Genomic DNA, 26477 nt, shown 5'->3' on the forward strand with positions numbered 1-26477 from the left:
CGCCATGAAGCTGTCGATCTTTTCCGTGCAGGACCACTATCCGGACCGGCACCGCAGTCTGCCGCAACTCTACGCAGACGTCATCGCCCAGGCGCGCCATGCGGAGGCGCTGGGCTACGACACCTTCTGGGTGGCGGAGCACCACTTTCACGAATACGGCGCCGTACCCAATCCAGCGGTCTTCCTGTCGCACCTGGCCGCGCACACGCATCGGCTGCGGCTGGGCACCGCCATCTCCATCCTCACGTTTCACCATCCGGCCACCGTGGCCGAGAACTACGCGATGGTCGACGCGCTCTCGGGCGGGCGGCTGTCGCTGGGCGTGGGCTCGGGGTATCTGAAGCACGAGTTCGAGGGCTACGATGTGGACCCGGCCATCAAGCGCGAGCGCTTTGATGAGGCGCTGATGCTGGTCCAACGTTTGCTCGCGGGCGAGCGCGTGCGCCACGAAGGCCAGTTCCACACGCTGCGCGACGTGCGCCTGAACGTGCTGCCTGTGCAGGCTACGGTGCCGATCCACGTGGCGATCCTGCGGCGCGAGGCGGCGTACCACATCGGCCGGCAGGGGCGGCGCATGTTGTTCGTGCCGTATGCGTCGGTGGAGGGCTTCGACGAGATTCGCTTGCTGATGGACGACTACCGGCGCGGTTTGGCGGAAGCCGGCATCTACGACACGCGTGGCATGGCGGCGGTGGCGCTGCATACGCATGTCGGCCCGACGGAAGCGGCGGTGCGCGAGGCTGCTGCAGCGCCGTTCGACCTGTATGTCGCGACGCGGCTCTATGCGCGCCGGCAAACGTATGACGACGTGTTGGCGAGCGGGCTGTCCCTGTTCGGCACACCGGATGCGGTGGCCGACAAGCTCGCGCGGTTGTCCGACATGGGCGTCGATCACGTCATGGCGCTGCATAACTTCGGTCTGATGCCGCAGGCGGTCGTGCTCGAATCGATGCGCGCATTGATGGAAGAGGCATTGCCGCGCGCTGGATTGACGGCACTGGCGGCGTAGTGCCACGGCTGGACACGCTGCGGCAATCGCTCCTGTTCTCATTCAGGCGGCGCGGCCCTAGAATCACGGCCGAACGCAAATGAGGACGCGCCATGGAGCTACGTTTCCGGATCAGTGCCGAGCAATGCCAGGCGCTGGCGGACCGCATCACAGCCAATCGCATCACGCGGCTGGAAAGCCGGCAGGCCGCTGAACGGATTCGTATCGAGGCGTTCCTGCTGCGCTGGCTGCCGCTTGGGTTTCTGGTGGTCCCCCTTGTGATTCCCGTTTGGGGGCCGCTGGCTGGGCCACCGGGTCACCTGTTCAGCATCGAGTACCTACTGGTCTCGCTGTTCTATGTTGTGTTCTGGTGGTTCTGCCGCGCAGCGCTGACGCGTTTCACCGTACGTCTGGGCTTGAGGTTCAGGTCGAAAGTTGAGCTGGCCATCGCCCCCTTTGTCGCGCGCATCATTCGGCGGTCGGTCCGACGCAGCGTGGCGCGCCTAGAGGGGCTCCACCGCTGGGAGCTGTCACCGGCCGCGCTATCGGTGCAGGGGCCGACCGGCAAGACGGCGGTGATCCCGTGGCAGAAGGTCGCGCGCCTGCATGACCTGGGCGATTTCTATCAACTCTTCACGCGCACGTCGTCGCGCCTTGGGCTGGCGTACTACCTGGCCAAGTCCAGTGCGGAAATGGATGCCGGCGCCTACGGCGACGCATTGCGCCAACTGGGCGAGCGTGTGCCGGAGCAAACAGCGGCAGCCTAAGCAGGCGCTGGATGCCCGGGCGCACCCGCATCGCCAAACCGCCGCAAAACCGCTACGCTTTCTCCCAAAACCACGGGAGGAGACACCCATGCGGCGACTGATGCAGCGACCGAATTGGCGATATGCAGGCGTAGTTGTTGGTTTTGCATTGCTTTCATCCACTGCGCTTGCGGACATCCGCATCGGCGTGACGGTGTCTGCCACGGGGCCGCAGGCATCGCTGGGGTTTCCCGAGAAGAACGCTACCAAGCTGTGGCCGCATGAGATTGCGGGTGAGAAGGTCGAGGTCATCGTGCTCGACGACGCCTCCGACACTACGCGCGCCGTTACCAACACGCGCAAGTTGATGACCGAGTCCAACGTGGACCTGATCGTCGGCTCGTCCACCACGCCCAACACGCTGGCGATGATCGACGTGGCGGCCGAGGGCAAGACGCCGGTGATCTCGTTGGCGTCGTCGGCCCGGCTGATCGAACCGATGGATGCGCAGCGCCGCTGGATCTTCAAGACACCGCATTCGGATTCGCACATGGCGTCGCTCATCGCCGAGCACGCCGCCGCCCATGGCGTGAAGACCATCGCCTATATCGGGTTTGCCAATGCACTGGGCGAGGCCTTCCTGACCGAGGTACAGCGCTTTGCTGATCTCAAGCACATCCGCATCACCGACACCGAGCGCTTTTCGCCCACCGACAACAGCGTGACCGCCCAGGTGCTGCACCTGCTGGCGAGCAAACCGGATGCGGTGGTCATCGGCGGCTCGGGCACGCCCGCCGCGCTGCCGGCACGCGCGCTGGCCGAACGCGGCTACACCGGCAAGATCTACTTCAACCACGGCGTGTCCAACAACGAGTTCGTGAAGCTCTGCGGCAAGGAGTGCGAGGGCGCCTACGTGCCCACCGGCCCGGTGATGGTCGCCGCACAGTTGCCCGACAGCAATCCGGCCAAGGCGCAGGCGCTCGACTTCACCCGCCGCTACGAGGCGGCGTTCGGCAAACGCACCGTGTCGATCTTCGCCGCCTACACGGGCGACATTGGCTTGCTGCTGCAGCGCGCCGTGCCGGTGGCGCTCAAGCGTGCCAAGCCGGGCACGCCAGCCTTTCGTGAAGCGCTGCGCGATGCGCTGGAACATGTGCGTGACCTGCCGACCAGCACCGGCGTCGTCAATATGAGCCCGCAGGACCACGTCGGCCTGGACCAGCGCGCCCGCGTGATGGCGCAGATACGCCGTGGCGAATGGCGTCTGGCTGACGAGGCAAAGTCGCCATGACGCACATCTGGCGTTGCAGGCGCGGCCTCATCCGCTATGCTTGATTCACATTCCGATCCATCATGACGACCTCGCTCGCTCCCCGCTTCGCCCGCTACCAGGCGCTCACGCTTGTCCAGCATGGCCCCATCCTCGAGATCGTGATGGGTGCCGCGCAATCGGCCAATCGCAAGCTCTCCACCGCTGACGCCAACCTGCACCGCGAACTGGCCGAGATCTGGCGCGACGTGTCCGCCGAGCCCTCGGTGCGCGTGGCACTCATTCGCGGCGAGGGCAAGGGCTTCTCGGCCGGCGGCGACCTGCACCTGGTCGAGCAGATGGCCGATCGCTTTGACGTGCGCACCCGTGTCTGGCACGAAGCGCGCGACCTCGTCTACAACCTCATCAATTGCGACAAGCCGATCGTCAGCGCCATGCATGGTCCGGCCGTGGGCGCGGGGCTGGTGGCCGGACTGTTGGCGGACATCTCGATTGCCGCCAAGGATGCGCGCATCGTTGACGGCCATACGCGCCTGGGCGTGGCAGCGGGTGACCACGCGGCGATTGTCTGGCCGCTGCTGTGCGGCATGGCCAAGGCCAAGTACTACCTGCTGCTGTGCGAATCCGTGACGGGCGAAGAAGCCGAACGCATCGGCCTCGTGTCGCTGGCGGTGAATGAGTCGGACCTCGTCAACCGCGCATTCGAGATTGCCGAGCGTTTGGCTGCCGGTTCACAGACGGCCATCCGCTGGACCAAGTACGCACTCAACAACTGGCTGCGTCTGGCGGGGCCGAGCTTTGATACCTCGCTGGCGCTTGAATTCATGGGGTTTGCCGGCCCCGACGTGCGCGAGGGCATTGCGAGCCTGCGCCAGAAGCGACCACCCACGTTCGATGGCGCCTGAGCGGCGCCCGATCCAAGACCGATCCTGTAGGAGACACCATGTTCACCCAGATGCCCAACTTCGCTGAAGGCGGCTTTGATTTTCTGCGCAAGCTGTGGGGCGGCGGCCTGGCGGGGATGGCCGGTGGCGCGATGCCCAGCATGGCCAACTTTGCGGCGCCGCCGATGGACCTGGAGGAGCTCGACAAGCGCATCCACGACCTGCGTGCCGTGGAGAGCTGGCTGCAGTTGAACGCCAGCCTGCTGCGCACCGCCATCCAGGGGCTGGAAGTGCAGCGTGCCACGCTGGTCGCACTGCAAACGTTCGGCTCGGCGCTGTCGCCCGATGCGATGAAAGCCACGTTCGACGGGCTGTCGGGTAGCGAGGCCAAGCCTGCCGCCGAGCCGAAGCCGGCCTGGCCGCATACCGCCGCCACCAAGGCGGCCGAAGCCGACGAGCCCACCCCCGAAGACGAAGCCGAGATCGAAGCCGAAGACGCCGACGATGACGAAGCCGAGGCTCGGGCGCAGTCCGCTGCGCAGGCGCAAGCTCAGGCCCACGCTGCAGCGCGCGCAGCCGCAGCTGCGCTGGACCCGTCACCGTGGTGGAACATGCTGCAGCAGCAGTTCAACCAGATCGCCAGTTCCGCCGCGGCTGCCATGCCCATGCCGCAGAACCTGATGCCGGGCTTCCCCGGCGGCTTCCCTGGGTTTGGCGGCGCGCCGGGTGCGGAGGGGCTCGACTCGACGCCAGAGGACATCGAAGAAAAGACCGCGCCGGCCGCGCCGAAGCGTGCAGCGGCCAAGGCGACATCCAAGCCGGCCGCCAAGGCGCCTGCGGGCAAGTCTGCCGGGCCGGCTACGAAGAAAGCTGCCGCCAAGAAGGCCCCCGCCAAGACCGCGGCCAAGAAGGCGTCGGCCAAGACTGCGCCGCACAAGCCGACCAACGATACGCCCTGATCGATGTCGACGGACAGCACCGCACTGTTGATGATGGGCGGCGGCGCCCGTGCCGCCTATCAGGTGGGCGTGCTGCGCGGCATTGCGCGACTTGCGCGCGAGTACGCACCGGGCGTGGTGCGCACGCCGTTCGACGTGATCTGCGGCACCTCAGCCGGAGCCATCAACAGTCTGGGCATGGCACGCGGCGCGCAGGACTTCACGCAGGCTACGGAGGCACTCACGGAGCTCTGGGCGAACCTCCATGCGGATCGCGTCTATCGCACCGATGTCGGCCGCGTTGGCGCAAGCGGTACGCGCTGGCTGACCGCGCTGGCTTTTGGCTGGCTGACCGGCCATACGCCGCGTGCCCTGTTCGACAACACGCCGCTGCGTGAACTGCTGGCGTCGCAGCACGACGGCCAGCAGGTGCAGGCCGCATTCGATGCCGGTGCGTTGCGCGCCTTGGCCATCACCGCGTTGTCGTACACAACGGGGCGCCATGTCACGTTCTATCAGTCGCCGCACGTGGTACTGCCGTGGCGGCGTTCGCAGCGGATTGCGGTGGCCGACCAGATTGGCGTGTCGCACATGCTCGCCTCGTCGAGCATCCCGTTCATCTTTCCGGCGGAACCGGTGCAGCTTGAAGGTAACGACGAGTGGTTTGGCGACGGCACGATGCGGCAGATGTCGCCGCTGAGCCCGGCCATTCACCTGGGCGCGAATCGCATTCTGGTGGTGGGGGCGGCCTCGCGTTCGCAGCCGGGGTGGTACGACACGGTGCCGGCCTCCGGCTATCCGTCACTGGCGCAGATTGCCGGGCAGGCGCTGGCGAGCATCTTTCTCGATGGGCTGTCAGCCGATATCGAGCGGTTGCAGCACATCAACGCGATGGTCAGCCGCAACCCCGAGATTTCCGACGCGCGCGACGGCTGGCGCAAGATCGAAGTGCTGGTGATGGCGCCGTCCGAGCGCATCGAGCTGATTGCCTCGCGCCACGTGCAGCGCCTGCCGAGCACGGTGCGCGCGCTGCTCAAGCCGCTCGGCGGTACTGAAGCGCGCGGTGCGGCGTTCGCCAGCTATCTGTTGTTCGAGCCGGAGTACACGCAGGAACTGATCGACCTGGGTGAGCGCGACGTTGAGACGCGGCGCGATGAACTGGCCGCGTTTCTGTATGGCGTCGTGCCCGACACCATGCGCGCGGCCTGATTCATCAATGCGGCGCCGGTTCCGCCAAGAGCGCATCAATGCGTTTGGTGAGCGTCGGGTCGCCCGGCTCAACCTTGCTCGGATACACCGCCACCACGTGGCCGCTGCGGTCCAGCAGGTACTTGTGGAAGTTCCACTTGGGCGGCTGCTTCGTCTGCGTGGCCAGCCACGCATAGAGCGGCGATGCGCTTGGGCCTACCACCGCGGTCTTGGAGAACATCGGGAATTTCACGCCGTACGTGTTGTAGCAAAAACTGGCGATCTGCTTGCTATTGCCCGGTTCCTGCTCGAAATCGTTGGACGGAAAGCCGAGCACCGTCAGCCCCTTGTCGCGGTATTTTGCATAGAGCGCTTCCAGCCCTTCGTATTGATACGTGTAACCGCAGTAGCTGGCGGTATTGACCACCAGCACCACGCGGCCGGCGTATTGGCAGAGGTCTTGCGGTGCGTCGTCTTGCAGCCGTTTGACGCGAAAGTTCAGGCTGGCGGGGCAACTGCCCGACGCAGCAGCGGTTGGCTGTTGTGCTGCGGGCTCCGCCGTTGCCGCGTGCCCGGTGCGCGGCAGCAGCAGGGCAATGATGGCGAGGACGATGGCGATGGCAACGATCAGCAGGTGGTGCCGGCGCAGTGCGCCTGACCCGTGCGGGTACAGGCGCCGGTGGGACGTGAGCGCGATGGCGGAAAACAACATGGCGAGCCTCCAGAAGCCGACAGTCAGCGGCAATACATGATTTGCCTTCAGTCTAGGGTATAACGCCCCCGGGGCCGCACCGCATCAAAAGTGCGTTGCGCATTGCACGCCAACCGTCGCTTGTCTCCCATCTGAGGCGCGGCGCTTCCTATACTGGAGGGGGTGCCCGACGTTCCAGATGACGAATGGGCCCGCCCCACAGAAGACGACGGCCCGACGGTCACCAGATAGCCGTCGATCACATCGCGGCACACCGCGAGGCGATGCGCCACAACCCGGCGTATCAAAGGGGGTCGCCAAGCCACGTTGCATGCGTGGCACCGGCAGGCCTGTTGTGATGAGGAAACGAGCAGACACCGTTCTTTGCCCCGGTGACCATGAAAAACCGGGAGCGGTCAAGCATGTCTGCTAGAATCCGCCTGCAAATTCAAAGGCTTACCATGCTCTATCCCGAATTGTTCAAGTCGTTGGAAGCGGTCCGCTGGAATATGGAAAAGGATATTCCGTGGGACACGTTCGATGCGTCGTTGCTGACCGACGCACAAGCGCAGACCATCAAGATGAATGCCATCACCGAGTGGTCTGCACTGCCCGCCACCGAGATGTTCCTGCGCGACAATCGTCACGACTCCGATTTCTCGGCGTTCATGAGCGTGTGGTTCTTTGAAGAGCAGAAGCACTCGCTGGTGCTGATGGAATACCTGCGCCGCTTCCGCCCGGACCTCGTGCCGACCGAAGAAGAGCTGCACAACGTGCGCTTCGAGTTCGATCCGGCCCCGCCGCTGGAAACGCTGATGCTGCACTTCTGCGGTGAGATCCGCCTGAACCACTGGTACCGCCGTGCCTCCGAGTGGCACACCGAGCCGGTCATCAAGTCGATCTACAAGCACCTGTCGCAGGACGAAGCCCGCCACGGCGGCGCCTACCTGCGCTACATGAAGAAGTACCTGGGCACGTTCGGTGATAACGCCCGCAGCGCGTTCGCCAAGATCGGCGTGCTGATGGCCTCGGCCCGCCGCACCGAAAAGCCGCTGCACCCGACCAACCTGCACGTGAACAAGGCGCTGTTCCCGCAAGACACGGTGCAATCCCGCCTGCCGAACCCGGACTGGCTCGAGCACTGGCTCGACGAGCAGATCAAGTTCGACGCTGGCTGGGAAAAGAAGGTCATCGAGCGCATCCTGCACAACATGGGTCTGCTGTTCGAGCGCACCTTCGAGACCGTGCAAGACCTGAACCGCTACCGCAAGGAACTCAACGCACGTCTGCTCGGCTCGGCCGGCACTGAACAAGCGGCCTGATCCTTGCCACTGGCCTGTGCCAACTGCGGCGGCCCATCGATTCGATGGGCCGTTTTGTTTTCCACTCCGATTTTCTCTGCGCCATGACCGTTCGCCAGCCCGCACCCGCCTTTGAACAGAAGATCTGCGACGTCGCCGATGTGGAGGCTCGCGTGCGCGCCTTGCCGCGCCCGATCGTCTTCACCAATGGCGTGTTCGACATCCTGCACCGCGGACATGCCACGTATCTGGCGCAGGCACGTGCGCTGGGGGCATCCCTGGTGGTGGGTGTGAATACCGATGCCTCGGTGCGCATGCTGGGTAAGGGCGATGATCGCCCGCTCAATACGCAGGACGATCGCCTGGCCGTGCTAGCGGCGCTGGAATCGGTCAGCCTCGTGGTGCTGTTTGCCGAGCGCACGCCGGTCGAACTAATTCAGCGCGTGCGCCCCGATATCTACGTCAAGGGCGGCGACTACGACATCGACGCGCTGGAAGAAACGCGTGTGGTGCGGAGCTGGGGCGGGACGGCGCTGGCGATTCCGTTCGAACACGATCGCTCGACCACCGCGCTGCTCAAGCGCGTGCGCGCAACGTCCTGAGCGCTTAGCGCAATGCGGTGACGTTTGCCGCAGAGGCGGTACAGGCGCGCAGTTCATCGGCGCCGAGTGTCTTCTTGAGGGTAGCGAGTTGCGCTGCAACGCCCGAGGCCGCATCAGCGGTGGCGGTCACGCGCAGCGCGGTCTGCGCGCCGAGCCGGCGCGTTTGCGTGACCACGGCAGTGCGTACGTCCTTGGCGCGCAGCTCATCCAGACGCTGTTGCGCGCGCTCCTTGTCGCGGAACAGGCCCAGCGACACCACAAACGTATTCCCTTCCTGCACGATGGCTGAATCGGCCACGTTGCGGCGCTTAAGCTCGGCCACCTTGCGCTCGGCGTCGTCACGCGTGTCGCGGGCAGGCATGTGGACCCACCAGCGGTTGTCTTCCTGGCGCGTGATGCGTTCGACCTGTACACCAGCCACTTGCTTGAGCTGATCGAGGCCCTTTGCAGCCTGCGCGTCGGTCAGGCCGCCGAGTTCGGTGCAACTGCCCGCCGTATCTGCGGCAAGCGCCGTGTGTTCGGCACTGGCCTTGGTGTCAGCCGAGGCGCCGGATGCTGCGGGCGACGACGCTGGCGCAGTCTGAGGCGCCGTAGTGCCGGCGGCGGGCGCAGGTTCAAGAATGCGGATTCCTTCGGTGCGGATCTGGCGCTGCATGCGCTCGGGCTCGCGGTCGCTTTCGAACCAGGCCGAGGGCACGTTCGGCCCGAACACGCCGGTATTGGCCGCCAGCAACACGCCGTTGACGAGCAGCAAGAGCAGCAGGGCGAGGCGAAGCGTCATGGTGCGGACGGAGAGGGATTCGGACGGTGGCTCAGAATGCAGGAACACGGCGACAGCAACAACGGTAATACGAAAACGGTGGGCTGGGCCTTTTATGCCAGCGTCGCCGCCCCTTCCCGGTTCGCGCGCGCCAGTACCTGCAGGCCAAGCAGCACGAGATTATCGTGCATCTGGAACGGCATGCGCAGATGCGGAGCGAGTGCCGAGCGCGCACCGCCGCTCAGCACGCAGCGTGCCGGACCGGGGTATTGCGATTGCAGCGCCTGCCATGTCTGCGCGATGGCGCCAGCCTGGGCCGTGACGCAGCCCAGGGCGATGGCGTCCTGCGTGTTGTCGGCCCACGGCGGCGCAACGGCATCGCGCGCGCTGAGGGTGCTGATATCCACTTCGGGCAGTTGCGCCGTGTTGCGCGAGAGCGCGCGCATCATCAGTGTGATGCCGGGCAGGATCAGGCCCCCGGCAAACAGGCCATCGGGCGAGACGATGTCGAGTGTGGTGGCGGTGCCGGCCGTCACCAGCAGCAGGGCGGTGTCGGGCCACAGGCTGCGCGCGCCCACCGCGCCCACCCAGCGGTCGGTGCCGAGCTGCGTGGGTTCGCGATACCCATTGCGCAGGCCGGCGGTCTCGGTTTCCGATGAGGCAATGCGCACGCGCGCGCCGTCGAACACGCGGGCGATGCGTGCGGTGAGTGCGTCGCGCAGCGCGGGGCCGGCCACCGCGCTGATCCACACCTCGGGCGGTGCGACCCCCAGCGCATGGCAATCGCGCCAGTCTTCAACAAGTTCGGCAAGCTGATCGTGTGAGCGGGCACCAGCGTGCTGCCACGGCGTATCACCGGGTTCCACTGGCAGGGCATCGACATCGCTGGCAATCCATGCCCACTTGATGCGCGTGTTGCCGGCGTCAACCAGCAGCAGCGGCCGCGCGGGCGCCGAGTGCGGAGCCTTCAGGCCTGTCATGGCCGCTCCTGCAGTTGCGCATCTTTCGCGCCGCGCAGCGAGACCTCGCCGCTGTGGATCCACTGCACGCGGCCGCCCGATTCGATCGCCAGTCGACCTTGTGCATCAATACCGTGGGCCACGCCTTCGAGCACGACGGTGCCGTCCTGCCACAGGCGCACGCGCTCGCCGGCAAACGCATCGCGTGCGGCGAACGGCGCAACGAAGGGCGCGAGGCCCTGCGCACCAAAGCGCTGCAGGTGTTCCCCCAGCGCAGTGAGCAGTGCGGAAAACACCCCGTTCGGCTCGGGCGCATCCGCCAGTTCTTCCACGCCCGACAGCTCACGGCCCAGCGTACTTTCCAGCACGTGCGGGCGCTCCAGATTCAGGCCGATGCCGATCACGGCCCAGGTCTGGCCGGGCGCGGTGCGTACGGTCTCGACTAGGATGCCGGCCAGCTTGCGTCCGGCGATCTGCACGTCGTTTGGCCATTTGAGCGTCAGGGCTTGTGCGCTGCCGCCATGGGTTTCGGCGTAGCTTGCCACGGCATCCGCAACGGCCACGCCGACCGCCAGACTCAGGCCGCCGAGCAGCGCCGGTTCACCGGCAAAGGCGCAGGCGATGGAGAAGGTCAGGCCGTGATCGCCATCCCACGGGCGCCCCTGGCGGCCACGCCCGGCGGTTTGGCGCTGGGCGGCCAGCACGCGGGCGGACAGCAGCGGCGCCTGGCCTGGGCCAGCGGCCTGGGCAGGCCAAGCGGTGTTGCGCACGGCCACCATCAGGTCGGCGTTGGTGGAGCCGGTAGCCTCGACCACCTCGACCGGCCAATCGGCAGCCGGGCCGCTGGGCTGGATGCGTGCGCGCGTGAGGCGCCAGCGTGCGGAGGGTTCGGCAAGAGACATGAAAAAGGGCAATCAGATTCGCGCAGGGAATGGGCGCATTGTACGAGCGGGGCCTCCAAACCGGGGCTCGGCGCTTGCACTAAGCGGCGCATCAATCCCACAGTGTGACAGTGTCGGGCGGTGTGTTGGCTACAATTCGACCGATACTCAGCATCACCCGGCATCACCCGACCCCCGGAGACCCCGTTTGATCACCTGCCGTACGCCCCAGCTTGAGGTTCGCGTTGTCGATGGGAAGTCCGTCGCCTTCCTCTCCGGCGACTGGACCACGCTTGCGCTGGCCGAGCGGGCTGGCGTGCGCAGCGCGCGCCAGCAGATTCGCGCCGGGCTGGACAACGCCAACGCGTGGTGCCTGACCGAAGTCGGCCGCATCGATCACTTTGGCGCGCAGCTCCTGTGGCGCGCCTGGGGCAACGCGTGGCCCGAACACCTCGATGCCCGCCCCGACCAGCGCCGCATGATCGACCGCGTCGCCAAGCTCGACCCGGGTGGCTGGAAGAAACGCCTGGCGCCGCGCATCAACCCGGTGGCGATACTCGGCAACGGCATGTTCGATTTCTTCGACCATGCCCGCGACGGCATCGCCATGGTCGGCCAGTTGATGTTCGACTTCGGGCGGTTCTTGCGCGCGCCGCACCTCGGCCCCTGGCGCGAGATTTCCGCCAATGTCTACAGCACCGGCTACAGGGCGCTCGGTATCACGGCACTGGTCGGCTTCCTGATCGGCATTGTGCTGAGCTACCTGTCGGCCAATCAGTTACGCGTGTTCGGGGCCAGCATCTTCATCGTCAACATTTTGGGGATGTCCATCATCCGCGAGCTGGGGCCAGTGCTGGCTGCCATCCTGGTGGCGGGGCGCTCAGGCTCGGCCATCACCGCGCAGATTGGCGTGATGCGGGTGACCGAAGAGTTGGATGCGATGCGCGTGATGGGCATCTCGCACGGTTTCCGGCTGATCCTGCCCAAGGTGATTGCGCTGGCGATTGCCATGCCGCTGCTGGTGGCGTGGACCGACTTGCTGGCGCTGGGCGGCGGCATCCTGGCCGCCAAATTTCAGCTCGACATCAGTCCGACCTATTTCATTACCTCGCTGCCCGATGCGGTGCCGGTGGCCAACCTGTGGCTCGGCATCGGCAAGGGCGTGGTGTTCGGCATGCTGATCGCGCTGGTGGCATGCCACTTCGGCCTGCGCATCCAGCCGAACACGCAGAGCCTGGGCGAGGGCACGACCACCTCCGTGGTGGTGTCGATCACCATCGTGATCCTGGCGGACGCGGTGTTCGCCATTCTCTTCAAGGACGTCGGCATATGACGCGGCCACGCCATCCCCAGTTGGAACACCCGGTCGCGCCGCCCCTCACGCCGGCGCGCGAACGCGTGATCGAGGTGCGCGGCGTCACCAAGCGCTACGGCAACACAACGGTGCTCGACAACATCGACCTGGATGTTTTTCGTGGCGAGGTGCTCTCCATCGTGGGCGGTTCGGGCAGTGGCAAGACCACGCTGCTGCGCCAGGTGGTTGGGCTGGAGAAGCCCACCTCGGGCACCATCCACATCTTTGGCGAGGAGCTGACCTGCCAGATCGGCAACGATCTGCAGTCGATGCGCAATCGCTGGGGCATGCAGTTCCAGCATGGCGCGCTGTTTTCGGCGCTGTCGGTGATCGACAACGTAGCATTGCCGATGCGCGAGTTGCGTACGCTGCCCGATGCCTTCATTGTGCGGGTGGCGATGCTCAAGCTGCAGATGGTGGGGCTCAAATCCACCGACGCCGACAAGATGCCGTCGGACCTGTCCGGCGGCATGATCAAGCGCGTGGCACTGGCGCGGGCGTTGTCGCTGGAGCCGGAACTCGTCTTTCTGGACGAGCCCACCGCCGGCCTGGACCCGCGCGCTTCTGACGACTACGTTGCCCTCATCCGCGAGCTGCGCCAGGAACTGGGCCTGACCGTGGTGATGGTGACGCACGACCTGGACACGCTGGTGGCGCTGTCCGACCGCATTGCCGTGCTGGCCGACCGCAAGGTGGTGGCGGCCAAGCCGGTGGAGCAGATCATTCAGATCGACCATCCGTTCATCAAGGAGTACTTCTTGGGTGAGCGGGGCAAGCGGGCCCTGATGGCATTGGGCCCTGAGATGACGGAAGCCGTGGCCGCCGCCTCGCTTTCGCTGCAGGACGAGTAGGGAGGATTGATGGAAAACAAAGCCCACGCATTTCTGGCCGGGCTGTTCACGATCGGGCTGGTGATCTTTGTTGCGCTCGCCGTGACGTGGTTCAACCGCGACCAGACCGTGCGCGTGCCGTACGACGTGGTCACCCGCTCGACGGTCAACGGGCTGAACCCGCAGGCCGCCGTGAAGTACCGCGGCCTGGATGTCGGCAAGGTCGACAGCATCCGCTTTGACGACAAGGTGCCGGGGCAGATCGTGGTGCGTGTGCTGGTGGACAAGGATGCGCCCATCACCACCACCACCTATGGCCGGCTGGCGTACCAGGGCGTGACCGGCCTTGCCTATGTGCAGCTGGACGATCGCGGTTTCGATCAGGGTAACGGCAGCGGCAAGCGCGCACCCAATCCGGAGCACCTCGCCACCTCGGCCAAGGAGCCGGCACGCATCCGCATGGAAGCGGGCTTCCTGGATGAACTGGACAAGCGCGGCGACCAGATGCTCTCCAAGCTGGATCAGACGCTGAACTCGCTGTCGATCATGTTTGACGACGAGCACCGCCAGCAGCTCACCAACACGATGCAGTCGTTCCAGACGACCATGGACGCCTACAGCACGCTCGCGAAACAGGCCGAGCCGACCCTGCGCAAGTTGCCGCAGATTGCCGACAACCTGGACGCTACGATCACGTCCACGCGCAAGCTGTCGCAAACGCTGTCCGACCCCAAGGGCCCGCTGCTGACGACAATTTCCGGCGCGGGCTCGGACCTGGCCACCGCCACCCAGTCGATGCAATCGGCCGCCAATGTGCTGACGTACGAGACGCTGCCGCAGCTTAACGGCTTTGCGCGTGAGGCCCGTCAGGCCGTGCGCGGTTTCGACAACGCCGTGACAAGCTTCAACGCCCGGCCGCAAAGCGTGCTGTTTGGTCCCGCGCCCGGATCGCCCGGCCCCGGCGAGACCGGTTTCACGGCGCCCGCTGCCCGCCAGCCCTGAGGAGAATCCATGTCGATGTTGTCTGCTGTCTTGCGTCCCACACTCAGCCGCGCGCTTGCGCTGTCCGCCCCACTGTTGCTCGTGACGGCGCTGGCTGCGTGCTCCAGCGCACCGGTTGCGCCGGCTGCGCTCTACGATTTCGGTCTCGCGCCCATGGCCGCCAGTGGCGTGCGCCTGCCCACCGCACTGCGTGTGGCCGAGGTGGCCGGCCCGAGCTGGATGGATGGCAATGCCATCTACTACCGCCTCGCCTACGCACAAAGCCAGCGTACTGACGCGTATGCCAACAGCCGCTGGGTGGAATCGCCGGTGAACCTGTTCGACGCCCGCCTGCGCAACGCCGCCGCCGCGCGCGGCCAGGTGGTCGGCTATGCCGGGCAGGAGGTGCCGATGCTGCGTGTCGAACTGGTCGACTTCTCGCAAGTGTTTGACCAGCCGGGTGCGAGCCGGGGGGTGGTACGCCTGCGGGCGACGGTGTTCAAGTCGCGCGAGGTGGTCGACCAGCGCGTGGTGCAGGCCGACGCACCCGCCCCGAGCGCCGATGCGGCCGGCGGCGTGGCGGCGCTCACGCAGGCATCCGATCGTGCCATCGGCGAGGTGCTCGACTGGGTGGCTGCGCTGCCGCTGGCTGCCCACACGCCCACGGCGGCATCGCAACCGGCCGTGCGCGCGCGCTGACCTTCCACCGGAAGAGGGAACCGTCCGCGTCCGGCGGCGTCGGACGGTATCATGGGCATTGCGCCCCAGTTTGACTGCAGCTCCCGCCGGTGCCGGACCTCCACACACAACCTTCCACGCCTACCCCGCATCGCCACTCGCCGCTCGCACGCGCCGGGCTGGCCTGTTTCGTCTTCCTGGTGGTCTATGCGAGCCTGTATCCGTTTGCGGGCTGGACGGACACAGGGGTCTCGCCGTTTGCGTACCTGACCGCGCCGCTGCCGCGCTACAACACCGTCTTCGACGTGGTCACCAACGTGTGGGGCTACATGCCGCTGGGCATGCTGACGGTGCTGGCGCTGCATCCACGCATCACCGGCTGGCGCGCGGTGCTGATCGCGCTGGGGGCCGGGTTGCTGCTCTCGGGCGCGATGGAGGCCATCCAGACGTATCTGCCGACGCGCGTGTCGTCCAACGTGGATCTGGCGACCAATACGCTGGGCGCGCTGCTGGGGGCGATTGTCATGCTGCCGTTCTCGGCGCGGCTGATCGACCGGGGCGGGCTGCGCCGCCTGCGCCGCCACTGGTTCGAGCCGCATGCCACCTTTGCGATTTTGTTGCTGTTGCTGTGGCCGTTCGCGCAAATTTTTCCGCAGGAATTTCTCTTCAGCATGGGCGGGGTGATCCGCAGCATCGTGCTGGATCCGTCGCCGGACGCGTTCCTCACCAGCGTCATCAACAGCTGGTTTCCGGAATTGTTCGACTGGCATGACCGGCTGCAGGCACACCCCGAGGCCCTGCAGCGTCAGGAATTGCTGGAGGCGCTCATTACCGCCTGCAGCTGGATCGGCACCGGGCTGCTGGCCACCGTGGCCATGCGCCGGGGTGCGCCGCTGTTGCGCCTGCTGGCGGCACTGCTGGCGAGCGCGCTGCTGTTGAAGGCCGGGGCGACACTGCTGCAGTTTCCGTTGGCCGGCGCGTGGGATTGGCTCTCATCCGGCGCGCGTTTCGGGCTGGTGGTGGGCTCGCTGGTGCTGGTGCTGCTGGTGCGCCTGCCGCGCTGGCTGCGCGGCGCGCTGGCGATGACGCTGCTGATGGCGTTGATCCTGCTGTCCAACGTGTTGCCGCCGAGCCCGTACTCGTGGGTGTCGGCGCAAAGCTGGCGGCTTGGGCGCTTCGTCCATTTCAATAGTCTGTCGCAATGGATCGGCTGGCTGTGGCCGTTCCTCGGCCTCGGCTACCTTGCCTGGCGGGCCGAGCAGACCCAGCTGGAGCGGCGTGCCAACCGGCCCCAAGACTGACCCCGCATCCGCTTGCGCGATGGCGTGCGCCGCCGTCACGTGGCCGACACGATTCCTTTCTACCTTAGCGCCTGTTGAGTGACAGGCGCGCGCTGCATGGACAGACCGCCCGAGTCATCAGGAGGTCATCCGTGTCTGCAAGCCGTGCTGCCAGTCGACGCCTCTTCCGCCCAGTGTTGCTGACTGCGGTGGCATTCCCTTTTGCGTTGGCTGGCTGCGATGCCGCTGATCCGCACGTGCCTGCCGTCGTGCGGGCGCCATCCCAGGTTTCCCCGTCGATCTCGTCTTCCCCGTCTTCCACGCGGGCCGCCGCTTTGCCCACCGCTGCGCACGACGGCCTGGCGCCACCCGTAATGCATACCGTCGACTGACGCCCCGATCAGTCAGACGCTGCCCCGTGTTGTTCCCCCACCCCCCCAACACAGACAACAGGTAGAGAACATGACCTCCAAGAGCCGCCGTGGTTTTCTCCGTTCTGCCGCCCAATTGGCTGCTGCATCCGCAGCCATGGGTGCGGTGCCCGAGGGCATTCGCCAGGCACTGGCAATTCCAGCCCATAACGCGCACCGCAATATCGAGGACGTGCAGCACATCGTGATCCTCATGCAGGAAAACCGCTCGTTCGACCACTACTTCGGCACGCTCAAGGGCGTGCGCGGGTATGGCGATACGCGCACCGTCACGCTGCCCACGGGCAAGAGCGTGTGGCATCAGCCGCTGGCCGGCGGCGTGGGTGAAGTGCTGCCGTTTCGCCCGAGCGCACCGGATCTGGGCCTGCAGTTCCTGCAAGACCTGCCGCACGGCTGGAATGACACGCACGCTGCCGTCAACGGTGGCCGCTACGACGGCTGGGTCCCGCACAAGGGCACCACGACGATGGCCTACCTGACGCGTCAGGACATTCCGTTCCACTACGCGCTGGCCGACGCCTTCACCATCTGCGACGCCTACCACTGCTCGACACCCACGTCGACGGATCCGAACCGCTACTACATGTGGACGGGCTATGTCGGCAACGACAACGTCGGTGGCGGCCCGGTGATCGACAATGCGGAAGCCGGCTACGGTTGGTCCACCTACCCGGAGGTGCTCGAAGCCGCCGGCATCTCGTGGAAGATCTACCAGGACATCGGCACCGGCCTGAACGCCGCCGGCTCGTGGGGCTGGACGAGCGACGCCTACATCGGCAACTACGGCGACAACTCGCTGCTGTACTTCCACCAGTACCAGAACGCGCAGCCGGGCACCCCGCTGTACGACAAGGCGCGCACCGGCACCAACGCATCCGCCGGCGACGGCTACTTCGACATCCTCAAGCGCGACGTGCAGAACGGCACGCTGCCGCAGGTGTCTTGGATTGCCGCACCAGAGGCCTTCTCCGAGCACCCGAACTGGCCGGCCAACTACGGTGCGTGGTACATCGACCAGGTCCTGCAGATCCTCACCTCCAACCCCGAGGTGTGGAGCAAGACCGCCGTGTTCATCACCTACGACGAGAACGACGGCTTCTTCGACCACCTCGTGCCGCCGTTCGCATCGTCGGGCAGCAATGGTTTGTCCACCGTCGACACCACGGGCGAGTATTTCCCGGGCAATGCCAAGTACGGCGCGGGCAGCTACGGCCTGGGCGTGCGTGTGCCGATGCTGGTGGTGTCGCCGTGGTCCAAGGGCGGCTTCGTCTGCTCGGAAACGTTCGACCACACCTCGATCATTCGCTTCATCGAGCAGCGCTTTAAGCGCACGCACAACGTCAAGTCGCCGAACATCTCGAAGTGGCGCCGTGCGGTGTGCGGCGATCTGACGTCGGCGTTCAACTTCGCCACACCCAACGAGGTGGTGCCGGCGCTGCCAAGCACCGCGGCCTACGTGCCGAAGGACCACGCACGTCATCCGGACTACATCCCGCTGCCGCCGCTGCTGCAAGCCGTGCCCAAGCAAGAGCGCGGCGTGCGTCCGGCGCGCGCGCTGCCGTATGAACTGTTCGTGCGCGGCCGCCACGACGAGGCCGCTGCCAAGTTCCAGCTCGACTTCGTCAACACGGGCGACGTGGGCGCGGCCTTCCTCGTCTACACGGCCGGCAGCGTGGATGCGCCGCGCACCTACACGGTGGAAGCCGGTAAGCGCCTGTCGGACAAATTGCCGGTGGGTGCCGGTGGCGCATACGACTTCACGGTGCACGGCCCGAATGGCTTCCTGCGCCGCTTTGCCGGCAAGCTCACGCTGTCGGGCCTGCTGCATCCGCAAGGCCGCCGCGCGCTGGAAGTGAAGGAAGGCTACGACGTGGCCAACGGCAACCTGGAGCTGCGCCTGATCAACCACGGCCGTGCGCACACGACTTTCACGATCAAGAACGCCTATACGGGCGCCACCGTGCAGCGTGAAGTGCGTGGCGGGGATGATGCCTCGGTGTACCTGGACCTGCGCGGCCAGCACGCCTGGTACGACCTGACCATCACGGCCAGCACCGATGCCGGCTTCCAGCGCCGCCTGGCCGGCCACGTCGAGACGGATCGCCCGAGCGTGTCGGACCCGGCACTGGGCACCTAAGAAGAAGCGGCAGAACCCAATCAAAACGGCCCGCTGACAGTGACGTCAGCGGGCCGTTTTGCTTGCATCGATAGGATGCGCAGCGTCAGAGCTGCTTCGTATACGTGCGTGCCTGATACAGCGCCAGCGCACTCAACCCGACGATCATCGCGATCGCCAGCACGTCGGCAAACGGATAGCCCCAGTAGTTCATTGCGTGGTCTCCTTCGGTTCGACTTCGATCAGGCCGGTGTCTGCCATGCGCTGGCGGCCAAACTCGGTGATGACATAGCGGAAGTGCACCTTGCCGGTGGCTTCGTCCAGCGTGTCTTCGGGGGTTTGCACCAGGCCGCCGGAGTACAGGTCGGCCAGGATGGCGCGGATGCTGCCCGTCCAGTACTCGTCTTCGGGTTTGCCGTATTCGATGCAGGTGCGATGGGCGATGTCGCTGTCCCACAGGCCGTCGCCGTCGGCCAGCAATTGCAGGATGTAGCCCTTCATGTGCAGCTTCATGCGTGTGTCTCCGTGGTTGCTGTTGTTGTGGTGGGAATGGCAGGTGCCGTGCCGCGGATCACTTCAAGGTTTTCCGAGCTTTCCGACACCATCACGAAGCCGCCGAAGATCACCAGCGCCAGCCCGATCAGGAAGTACCACTCCGGAAACTGCAGCGTGAAGACGGCGGTGAAGATCGTGGCGAACATCGCGTAGAACGCCCCCAGCGCCTGCCCGCGCCCGACGCCGATCAGCGGGAAGGACTTGTACCAGGCCACCGCGCAGAACGAGAAGGTGAGCCCGCCCACCGCCAGCCACAGCAGGGCCTTGCTGTGCACGATGCCGGAGACGATGGTTGTGACGGGCACTGGCACATGTGCGAATAGCGCGATGGCCGGCAGGATGAGGACGACCCAGTAGATGGCCTCGGCGGTGTAGCGGATGGAGACGCCGCAGTCGGGGTCGGTCACGTCCATCGCGCGGCCGACGATCGCGCCTTCCAGCCCCCAGCCGATGGCGGCCATGGCGCCGCCCAGGTAGCCGATCCACTGGTTGCCGCCGCTGTGCGACTCGGCCATCAGCGCCGGCGCGTAGATCGCCACGCCGCCCAGGATGATGATGGCGATGCCCACCGCCGCCCGCGCGCTGATGCGCTCGTTGTACCAAAGCTTGGCCACCGTCGCGCCCACCACGGGGTAGAGGAGGCCGGCTACCGCCGCGAACACCGCGCCCACGTAGCCCATCGCCAGGTACGAGCCGAAGTTGGCCATCAGCCCGCCGGCCACGGCGGCAATGAAGTACCAGCGTGAGATCTTGCGGAACTGGCCGATGGTGCGGAAGTAATCACCCAGCTTGCCGAGCGTGCCGAGCCACACCCACTGGAACAGCACCACCATGCAGCTGTGGAATGCCGTAATGACGGCCGCGCAGGTCAGGAAGACGCGCGGATCGGAGAGGTCCAGCGCACCGAATGGCGATTCATGCCAGACGGCCGTGCCCGGCACGTACCAGGCGCCCCACAGAATCGCGGCCCATAGCGCCCAGCGGTAGCCCCACTGCAGCGTACGTCGATGATGTGCCGCGCGGGCGGCGGAAGATGAAGCCAAAACCGGTCTCCTTGTTCTGTGCGCCGTGCCCGCGATGCATCATGCGGGTGGTGCGTAAGTTACTGGAGGTGCATAAATTAACTGAAGGTATTTCGGGGTGAGTCTAAGCCGGCCCTCCAGGCATGCCGGAAAATCAGTCGCAACGATTGACGGGTTTGTCAGAAGTTGACGTATGCAACGTCAAGTGACGGTGGTGCGTTAGGAAGCACCTGCCTCAGGCACCAAGTCCACCACGGTGATGAGGTGCAACGGCGCCTCAGTGGCCGGATCACGCGCCAGTGAGGTGGTCACGCGCACCGGTACGGCCGAGCCATCGCCGCGTACCAGTTGCAGCGAGAGCGCATAGGTTGGCACCGTGCCGGCGAGCAGCTCGCCGTATTGGCGCAGGTGGCGCGCAAGGTCATCTCGGTGTGTGAGGTCGAGCAGCGTGCGCTGCTGCAGCGCGGCCTCGGGCTGCCCCAGCAGCTTGCACAGCCACGGGTTGGCGCGCAGGCAGCGGCCCTCCAGGCTGACTTGCGCGATGCCGACCGGTACTTGCTCGAACAGCGTGCGCAGCTTGGCTTCGCTGTCGCGGAAGGCGGCCTGCGCTTCCACCTCGGCGGTCACGTCCTGCGCGGCGCCAATCATGGTGGGCGTGGCAGCCGTTGGGTCCTGCGCCTCGCCTTCCTCATGGATATGACGGCGCGTGCCATCGGGCAGGGCGATGGTGTATTCCACGCGATACGGCTGGCGTGTGGTCACGGCCTGGTCCAGCACGGCCTGCACGCGAGCGCGATCGGCGGGAACGATGGCTTCCAGGTAGCGTGCCATCGTCACCGGCGTAGCCTGCGGCACCCAGCCGAAGATGCGATACGCCTCGTCGGTCCAGCGGCAGGCATCGCTGCCGGGCTCCCAGACCCAGCTTCCCAGGCGGGCGATCTGCTGTGCCTTGGCGAGCAGCGCTTCCGAATCGCGCAACGCGGCCTCGGCCGTGCGGCGCTCGGTAATGTCCAGGCTCAGGCCGATCATCTTGACTGGGCGGTCCTGCGCATCGCGCACGAGCGTGGCGCGCGAGACGATCCAGCGCACCGTATCCGGCGCCGGGTTGATGCGGAATTCATGGGCGTAGACACCGCCTTCGGCCAGGTTCTGCGCGATGGCGGCCTGTACACCCGGCGCGTCTTCGGCCGCGACGCAGTGCCAGAAATCTTCCAGCGTACGGATCGGCCGGCCGAACAGGCGCGCGGCGTTCGGTGAATACGCCACCGCATCCGTCAGCAGATTCCACTCCCACGTGACCACGCCGGAAATCTCCTGCGCGAAGGTCATACGTGCCTCGCTTTCCATGATGGCGGCCAGGTGCTTCTGGCGGCCTTCACGGGCGCGGGTGTCGGTGCTCAGGTTGGCTTCCAGGTCGGCCAGCGCGCGATCACCGTAGCGCAGCCACAGCCAGTTCACGTTCAGGAAGCGCGCCAGCGCCAGCAGGTTGGCGTATTCGATCTCGCCGCCGCGCGTCCACTTATGCACCGCCGAGGGCGACACCCCCAGCGCCGCCGCCACCTGCTTGAGCTGGATGCGGCCGCGCGTCAGCACGCCTTTGAGGCGGCCGGCAAAGCTGTCGTCATCGAGCGGTCCGTCAGACGACGGGAGTGAAGCAGCGGTCATGGAGCGGAATTTACTGAGAGTAATTCGCGACAGTATAACGCCTCAAAAATAGCGAAAAACTATCCAATTATGTGATTGATAGGTCTTAACGATTGGCCTGAGGCAACTAATTTTTCCTAGACTAGTCCATAATTCTCTAAAGGTAAATAAAAACACCAACAGTGAATTTATGGGTCGCCGCACCGAATCCCGCCTGTTCAGGCGCTACGGTGTCGGCATTTCGGGCGCCGTCTTCTGTGTGCGCCAGCCATCAACAGGGCTACTGGATATGACGCAAGCTTCTCTTTCCACCGATTTTCGTTCCGCCACGCTGGCACCCCGTCTTGATCTGTATATCGACGGCCAGTGGGTGCAGCCCGAAGGCGGCGTGTACCGCGACATCGTCGATCCTGCCAACGAAAACGTCCTGACGCAGGCCGCCGACGCGTCCGTGGCCGACGCACAGCGCGCCATCGCCGCTGCCCGCCGCGCCTTTGACGAAGGCCCGTGGCGCAACACCGGCACGCGCGAGCGCGCCCGCCTGCTCAACCGCATTGCCGACGCGATCGACGCCGATGCGGAAAACCTCGCCACGCTCGAATCGCTGAACACCGGCAAGACCATCATCGAAAGCCGCTGGGACATGGACGGCATTGCCGCCACGTTCCGCTACTTTGCGGGCCTGGTCGCCACCGAGTCGGGCCTCGTCAACGAAGCTCCGTCGCACGTCATCAGCCGCACGCTGCGCGAGCCGGTGGGCGTGTGCGGCCTGATCACGCCGTGGAACTACCCGCTGCTGCAAGCCGCGTGGAAGATCGCCCCCGCACTGGGCGCGGGCAACACGATCGTCATCAAGCCGAGCAACCTGACGCCGCTGACCACGCACCGTTTTACCGAACTGCTGATTGAAGTGGGCGTGCCGGCGGGCGTGTTCAACCTGATCACGGGTGCCGGTGAAGCCGGTGCCGAGTTGTCGCGCAACCTGGACGTGGATCTGGTCTCGTTCACGGGTGGGGCTGTTGCGGGTGCGGCGGTCATGAATGCCGCCATCGGCAACTTCAAGAAGATCGGCCTGGAGCTGGGCGGCAAGAACCCGAACATCATTTTTGACGATGCGGACTTCGATGCCGCTGTCGACCACGCCGTCAACGCTGCGTTCTTCCACGCCGGCCAGGTGTGCTCGGCGGGTTCGCGCCTGATGCTGCAAGACGGCATTCATGATCGCTTTGTCGAAGCGCTGGTCGAGCGCGTGAAGCGCATCCGCATCGGCAACGGCTTTGACGATGGCACGCAGATGGGCCCGGTGCAATCGGCCTTCCAGCGCCAGAAGATCGTCAACATGGTGCAAGCCGGTGTGGCCGAGGGCGCAGTGCTGCGCTGTGGCGGCAAGGCGCCGGAAGGCACGCAGTTCGAGCGTGGCTTCTGGCTGGAGCCGACCGTGCTCACCAACGTGAACGACAACATGAAGATCGCCACCGAAGAAATCTTCGGCCCGGCACTGACCATCGAGCGCTTCACTACCGAAGAAGAGGCCGTGCGCCGCGCCAACAACACGCCATTCGGCCTGGCCGGCGCCGTGTGGACGCGCGATCTGGACCGCGCCAACCGCGTTTCGCGCGCACTGCGCTTCGGCACGGTGTGGGCGAACGACTATCACCCGTACTTCCCAGAGGCACCGTGGGGCGGCTACAAGGCCAGCGGCATTGGCCGTGAACTCGGCCGCGGTGGCCTGGACGAGTACACCGAACTCAAGCACAGCTACATCAACCTCGCACCGGCCCCGATGGGCTGGTTTGGCACGGACGCTGCGTAACCAGGGAGGGCTAGTTTTGACGACAAATACCGTACAGGAATACGACTACATCATCGTGGGCGCGGGTTCGGCGGGCTGCGTGCTGGCCGCGCGCCTGACCGAAGACCCGGACGTGACCGTGCTGCTGCTCGAAGCGGGCGGCCCCGACCATCGCTGGGACTTCCGCACGCAGATGCCGGCTGCGCTGGCCTATCCGCTGCAGGGCACGACGTACAACTGGGCCTACGAAACCGAGCCCGAGCCGCACATGAACAACCGCCGTATGGCGCAGGGCCGCGGCAAGGGGTTGGGCGGCTCGTCGCTCATCAACGGTATGTGTTTCATCCGCGGCAACGCGATGGACTACGAGCGCTGGGCGAGCGACTTCCAACTCGAGGACTGGACTTACGCCGACTGCCTGCCGTACTTCCGCAAGTCGGAAACGTACGACAAGGGTGCCAACGACTGGCACGGCGATGCTGGCCCGCTGCAGGTCACCACGCCCAAGCAGGACAACAGCCTGCTGTTCCACGCCTTTATCGAAGCCGGTGAGCAGGCTGGCATTCCGGCCACCGACGATCTGAACGGCTATCGTCAGGAAGGCCTTGGCCCGATGGACCGCACCGTGACCGCCAAGGGGCGCCGAGCCAGCACCTCGCTCTGCTATCTGGATACCGCGCGCAAGCGTTCCACGCTGACGGTGCTGCCGCGCGTGCTGGCGGATCGCGTGATCTTCGAGGGCACGCGTGCCGTGGGCGTCGAAGCGCTGATGGATGGCAACCGCGAAACGTGGCGTGCGCGCCGCGAGGTGATCGTCACCAGCGGCGCCATCGCTTCGCCGCAGTTGCTGCAACGCTCGGGCGTGGGCAATGCGGATGAGTTGCGTGCCATGGGCATCCACTCGGTCGCGCATCTTCCTGGCGTGGGCGAGAACCTGCAGGACCATCTGGAGATGTACATCCAGTACGAGTGCCTGCGTCCGGTGTCGATCTACGAAAACACGCTCTGGTACAACAAGCCGAAGGTCGGTCTGGAGTGGTACCTGCATGGCACGGGCGCCGGTGCCAGCAACCACTTCGAGGCGGGTGGCTTCATCCGCAGTGACGACAGTTTCGAGTGGCCGAACATCCAGTACCACTTCCTGCCGCTGGCGGTGAACTACGACGGCAGCAACCCGGTAAAGATGCATGGCTTCCAGTGCCACGTCGGGTCGATGCGTTCGCCGTCCACGGGTTACGTGAAGCTTGCCTCGCGCGACCCGCGTGACAAGCCGCGCATCCTGTTCAACTACATGGCGCACGACGTGGACTGGCGCGAATTCCGCGCCGGCGTGCGCATCACGCGCGACATCATCGCGCAGCGCGCATTCGACCAATACCGCGGCCGTGAAATCAGCCCCGGCCCGAGCGTGCAGACCGACGCCGAGATCGACGCCTTCGTGCGCGACCATGCCGAGACCGCGCTGCATCCGTCCTGCACTTGCAAGATGGGCTCGGCCGATGACCCGATGGCCGTGGTCGACAACGAGGGCCGCGTGCATGGGCTGGAAGGCCTGCGCGTGGTGGATGCGTCGATCATGCCGCGCATCGTCACCGGCAACCTGAACGCGCCGACGATCATGATGGCCGAGAAGATCGCCGATCGTATTCGCGGTGTGGCGCCGCTGGCGCGTTCGGATGCGGCGTTCTACGTGCATGGCAAGTCGCCACTGCAGGCGCCGCAGAAGGACACGAGCGCGCCGCTGGTTGCCAGCGAACTGGTGACGGCCTGATGCGCTGGCCGAGGGTCGCGACGATGCTGGGCGGGGCGGCGGCATGCGCTGCCGCGCTGCCTGTGTTTGCCGACGAGGCTCCGGCCAGCGACGACAAGCGCTGGTCGGCCAACGCTTCCGTCGTCTCGCAATACGTGTCGCGCGGCCTGCGCCAGACATGGGGCAAGCCCGCGCTGCAGGCGGGCGTCGACTACACGATGCCGAACGGCCTCTACATCGGCGCATGGGGCTCGCAGATCAGCGACCACGTCATCGCCGGCGGCCATGTGGAAATCGACACCTACGTGGGCTATGCGACCACCGTCGCGCACGACATCGAGCTGACTACCGGGCTGTATCGCTACTGGTATCCGGGTGCCCGCTATGACAAGGCCTTTGCGGGCGGCCCGGCCACGGGCTACGGCTACACGGAGTGGATGGTTGGCACCGGTTGGCGCGGCGTGTCGGTCAAGCTGTGGACATCGTTGTCGAATTACTTCGGCTTTGATGGCAACTCGCTGGCCGATGGCATCGACAAAGGCAGCCGTGGCTCGACCTATGCCGAGGCCAACTGGGACGTGCCGCTGCCCAACGATTTCACGCTCGGCCTGCACATCGGCCATGAGCACGTGCGCAACCACAGCGCATTCAGCTTTACCGACTACCGCGTCGAGCTGTCGCGGCCCATCAACAAGTTCCTGACGCTGTCCGCTGCCCTCACCGGTGCTGACGCGTCTGCCTATGCCAACCAGGAGTCGGCGCGTAACGGCGCCGACCGCATGACGCTCGGCCGGCGCACGGTCGTGCTCAAGCTGACGGCGGCGTACTGAGCGGCA

Annotated in this window: 24 protein-coding genes; 17 read left to right on the plus strand and 7 right to left on the minus strand. The window is 65.8% G+C overall.

Annotated elements, in window-relative coordinates; translation table 11 throughout:
- The first annotated feature begins 4 nt into the window (after positions 1–4).
- The 6 genes from C404_RS49585 (at position 5) to C404_RS49610 (ending at position 6035) form a co-directional block, all read left to right on the plus strand.
- The gene (locus tag C404_RS49585; protein ID WP_021196263.1) at positions 5–1009 is read left to right on the plus strand and encodes an LLM class flavin-dependent oxidoreductase; all 1005 of its coding nucleotides are present in this window, start codon (positions 5–7) and stop codon (positions 1007–1009) included.
- Between the two features lie 92 nt (positions 1010–1101).
- On the plus strand, positions 1102–1755 hold the full coding sequence (locus tag C404_RS49590; protein ID WP_021196264.1) for a hypothetical protein: 654 nt from the start codon (positions 1102–1104) through the stop codon (positions 1753–1755).
- 100 nt (positions 1756–1855) lie between these two features.
- Complete coding sequence (locus C404_RS49595; protein WP_031329784.1) at positions 1856–3025, plus strand: ABC transporter substrate-binding protein; 1170 nt, start codon at positions 1856–1858, stop codon at positions 3023–3025.
- Between the two features lie 62 nt (positions 3026–3087).
- Positions 3088–3909: an enoyl-CoA hydratase/isomerase family protein gene (locus C404_RS49600; RefSeq protein ID WP_021196266.1), complete on the plus strand. Its 822-nt coding sequence runs from the start codon at positions 3088–3090 to the stop codon at positions 3907–3909.
- Between the two features lie 38 nt (positions 3910–3947).
- Positions 3948–4847 carry a PhaM family polyhydroxyalkanoate granule multifunctional regulatory protein gene (locus C404_RS49605; RefSeq protein ID WP_021196267.1) on the plus strand — a complete coding sequence of 300 codons (900 nt, stop codon included), beginning with the start codon at positions 3948–3950 and terminating at the stop codon, positions 4845–4847.
- A 3-nt stretch (positions 4848–4850) separates the two neighbouring features.
- A complete protein-coding gene (locus tag C404_RS49610) occupies positions 4851–6035 on the plus strand; it encodes a patatin-like phospholipase family protein (protein ID WP_021196268.1) in 1185 nt (394 codons plus the stop codon).
- 4 nt (positions 6036–6039) lie between these two features.
- Here C404_RS49610 and C404_RS49615 read toward each other — a convergent pair whose 3' ends face one another.
- Positions 6040–6726, minus strand: a complete 687-nt coding sequence (locus C404_RS49615) for a glutathione peroxidase (RefSeq protein WP_021196269.1) — start codon at positions 6724–6726, stop codon at positions 6040–6042.
- A 440-nt stretch (positions 6727–7166) separates the two neighbouring features.
- Between C404_RS49615 and C404_RS49620 the strand changes: the two genes are divergently transcribed.
- Both C404_RS49620 and rfaE2 read left to right on the plus strand, forming a co-directional pair.
- Positions 7167–8027 carry a ferritin gene (locus tag C404_RS49620; protein WP_021196270.1) on the plus strand — a complete coding sequence of 287 codons (861 nt, stop codon included), beginning with the start codon at positions 7167–7169 and terminating at the stop codon, positions 8025–8027.
- Between the two features lie 83 nt (positions 8028–8110).
- Complete coding sequence (rfaE2, locus tag C404_RS49625) at positions 8111–8608, plus strand: D-glycero-beta-D-manno-heptose 1-phosphate adenylyltransferase (protein ID WP_031329787.1); 498 nt, start codon at positions 8111–8113, stop codon at positions 8606–8608.
- 4 nt (positions 8609–8612) lie between these two features.
- Here rfaE2 and C404_RS49630 read toward each other — a convergent pair whose 3' ends face one another.
- The 3 genes from C404_RS49630 to C404_RS49640 all read right to left on the minus strand — a co-directional run bounded on the left by C404_RS49630 (position 8613) and on the right by C404_RS49640 (position 11229).
- Positions 8613–9389 (minus strand): SPOR domain-containing protein, encoded by a 777-nt coding sequence (locus C404_RS49630; protein ID WP_021196272.1) that lies wholly within the window; start codon positions 9387–9389, stop codon positions 8613–8615.
- Positions 9390–9481: 92 nt separating this feature from the next.
- Entirely contained in the window at positions 9482–10348 is an 867-nt protein-coding gene (locus C404_RS49635; protein WP_021196273.1) for a type III pantothenate kinase, read from the minus strand.
- The gene (locus tag C404_RS49640; RefSeq protein WP_021196274.1) at positions 10345–11229 is read right to left on the minus strand and encodes a biotin--[acetyl-CoA-carboxylase] ligase; all 885 of its coding nucleotides are present in this window, start codon (positions 11227–11229) and stop codon (positions 10345–10347) included. Before C404_RS49640 ends, C404_RS49635 begins: the two co-directional genes overlap by 4 nt.
- 187 nt (positions 11230–11416) lie before the next feature.
- On the opposite strand from C404_RS49640, the gene C404_RS49645 reads away from it, so the two are divergent.
- The 6 genes from C404_RS49645 (at position 11417) to C404_RS49670 (ending at position 18899) form a co-directional block, all read left to right on the plus strand.
- A complete protein-coding gene (locus tag C404_RS49645; RefSeq protein ID WP_021196275.1) occupies positions 11417–12541 on the plus strand; it encodes an MlaE family ABC transporter permease in 1125 nt (374 codons plus the stop codon).
- A complete protein-coding gene (locus C404_RS49650; RefSeq protein ID WP_021196276.1) occupies positions 12538–13413 on the plus strand; it encodes an ABC transporter ATP-binding protein in 876 nt (291 codons plus the stop codon). The genes C404_RS49645 and C404_RS49650 overlap by 4 nt, the downstream gene beginning before the upstream one ends.
- A 9-nt stretch (positions 13414–13422) precedes the next feature.
- Positions 13423–14394 (plus strand): MlaD family protein, encoded by a 972-nt coding sequence (locus C404_RS49655; RefSeq protein ID WP_021196277.1) that lies wholly within the window; start codon positions 13423–13425, stop codon positions 14392–14394.
- A gap of 9 nt (positions 14395–14403) precedes the next feature.
- Positions 14404–15072, plus strand: a complete 669-nt coding sequence (locus C404_RS49660; RefSeq protein ID WP_021196278.1) for an ABC-type transport auxiliary lipoprotein family protein — start codon at positions 14404–14406, stop codon at positions 15070–15072.
- Positions 15073–15161: 89 nt separating this feature from the next.
- A complete protein-coding gene (locus C404_RS49665; protein WP_021196279.1) occupies positions 15162–16352 on the plus strand; it encodes a VanZ family protein in 1191 nt (396 codons plus the stop codon).
- Between the two features lie 441 nt (positions 16353–16793).
- Positions 16794–18899, plus strand: a complete 2106-nt coding sequence (locus C404_RS49670) for a phosphocholine-specific phospholipase C (protein ID WP_031329789.1) — start codon at positions 16794–16796, stop codon at positions 18897–18899.
- Between the two features lie 189 nt (positions 18900–19088).
- Here the strand turns inward: C404_RS49670 and C404_RS49675 are convergent, their stop codons facing one another.
- The 3 genes from C404_RS49675 to C404_RS0130245 form a co-directional block, all read right to left on the minus strand.
- The gene (locus C404_RS49675) at positions 19089–19391 is read right to left on the minus strand and encodes a hypothetical protein (protein ID WP_021196282.1); all 303 of its coding nucleotides are present in this window, start codon (positions 19389–19391) and stop codon (positions 19089–19091) included.
- Positions 19388–20476 (minus strand): DMT family transporter, encoded by a 1089-nt coding sequence (locus C404_RS49680; RefSeq protein ID WP_021196283.1) that lies wholly within the window; start codon positions 20474–20476, stop codon positions 19388–19390. Before C404_RS49680 ends, C404_RS49675 begins: the two co-directional genes overlap by 4 nt.
- A gap of 198 nt (positions 20477–20674) precedes the next feature.
- Positions 20675–22120, minus strand: coding sequence for a helix-turn-helix domain-containing protein (locus C404_RS0130245; protein ID WP_021196284.1), 1446 nt, complete (start codon positions 22118–22120; stop codon positions 20675–20677).
- Between the two features lie 268 nt (positions 22121–22388).
- Between C404_RS0130245 and C404_RS49685 the strand changes: the two genes are divergently transcribed.
- Genes C404_RS49685 through C404_RS0130250 form a run of 3 tightly spaced genes read left to right on the plus strand, consistent with a single transcriptional unit; the run spans position 22389 to position 26471 of the window.
- A complete protein-coding gene (locus C404_RS49685; protein WP_021196285.1) occupies positions 22389–23912 on the plus strand; it encodes an aldehyde dehydrogenase family protein in 1524 nt (507 codons plus the stop codon).
- Between the two features lie 16 nt (positions 23913–23928).
- A complete protein-coding gene (gene betA / locus C404_RS49690; protein ID WP_021196286.1) occupies positions 23929–25662 on the plus strand; it encodes a choline dehydrogenase in 1734 nt (577 codons plus the stop codon).
- Entirely contained in the window at positions 25662–26471 is an 810-nt protein-coding gene (locus C404_RS0130250; protein ID WP_080981262.1) for a TorF family putative porin, read from the plus strand. Before betA ends, C404_RS0130250 begins: the two co-directional genes overlap by 1 nt.
- Positions 26472–26477 lie beyond the last annotated feature (6 nt).

This window comes from Ralstonia sp. AU12-08, assembly GCF_000442475.1.
Lineage (GTDB): Bacteria > Pseudomonadota > Gammaproteobacteria > Burkholderiales > Burkholderiaceae > Ralstonia > Ralstonia insidiosa.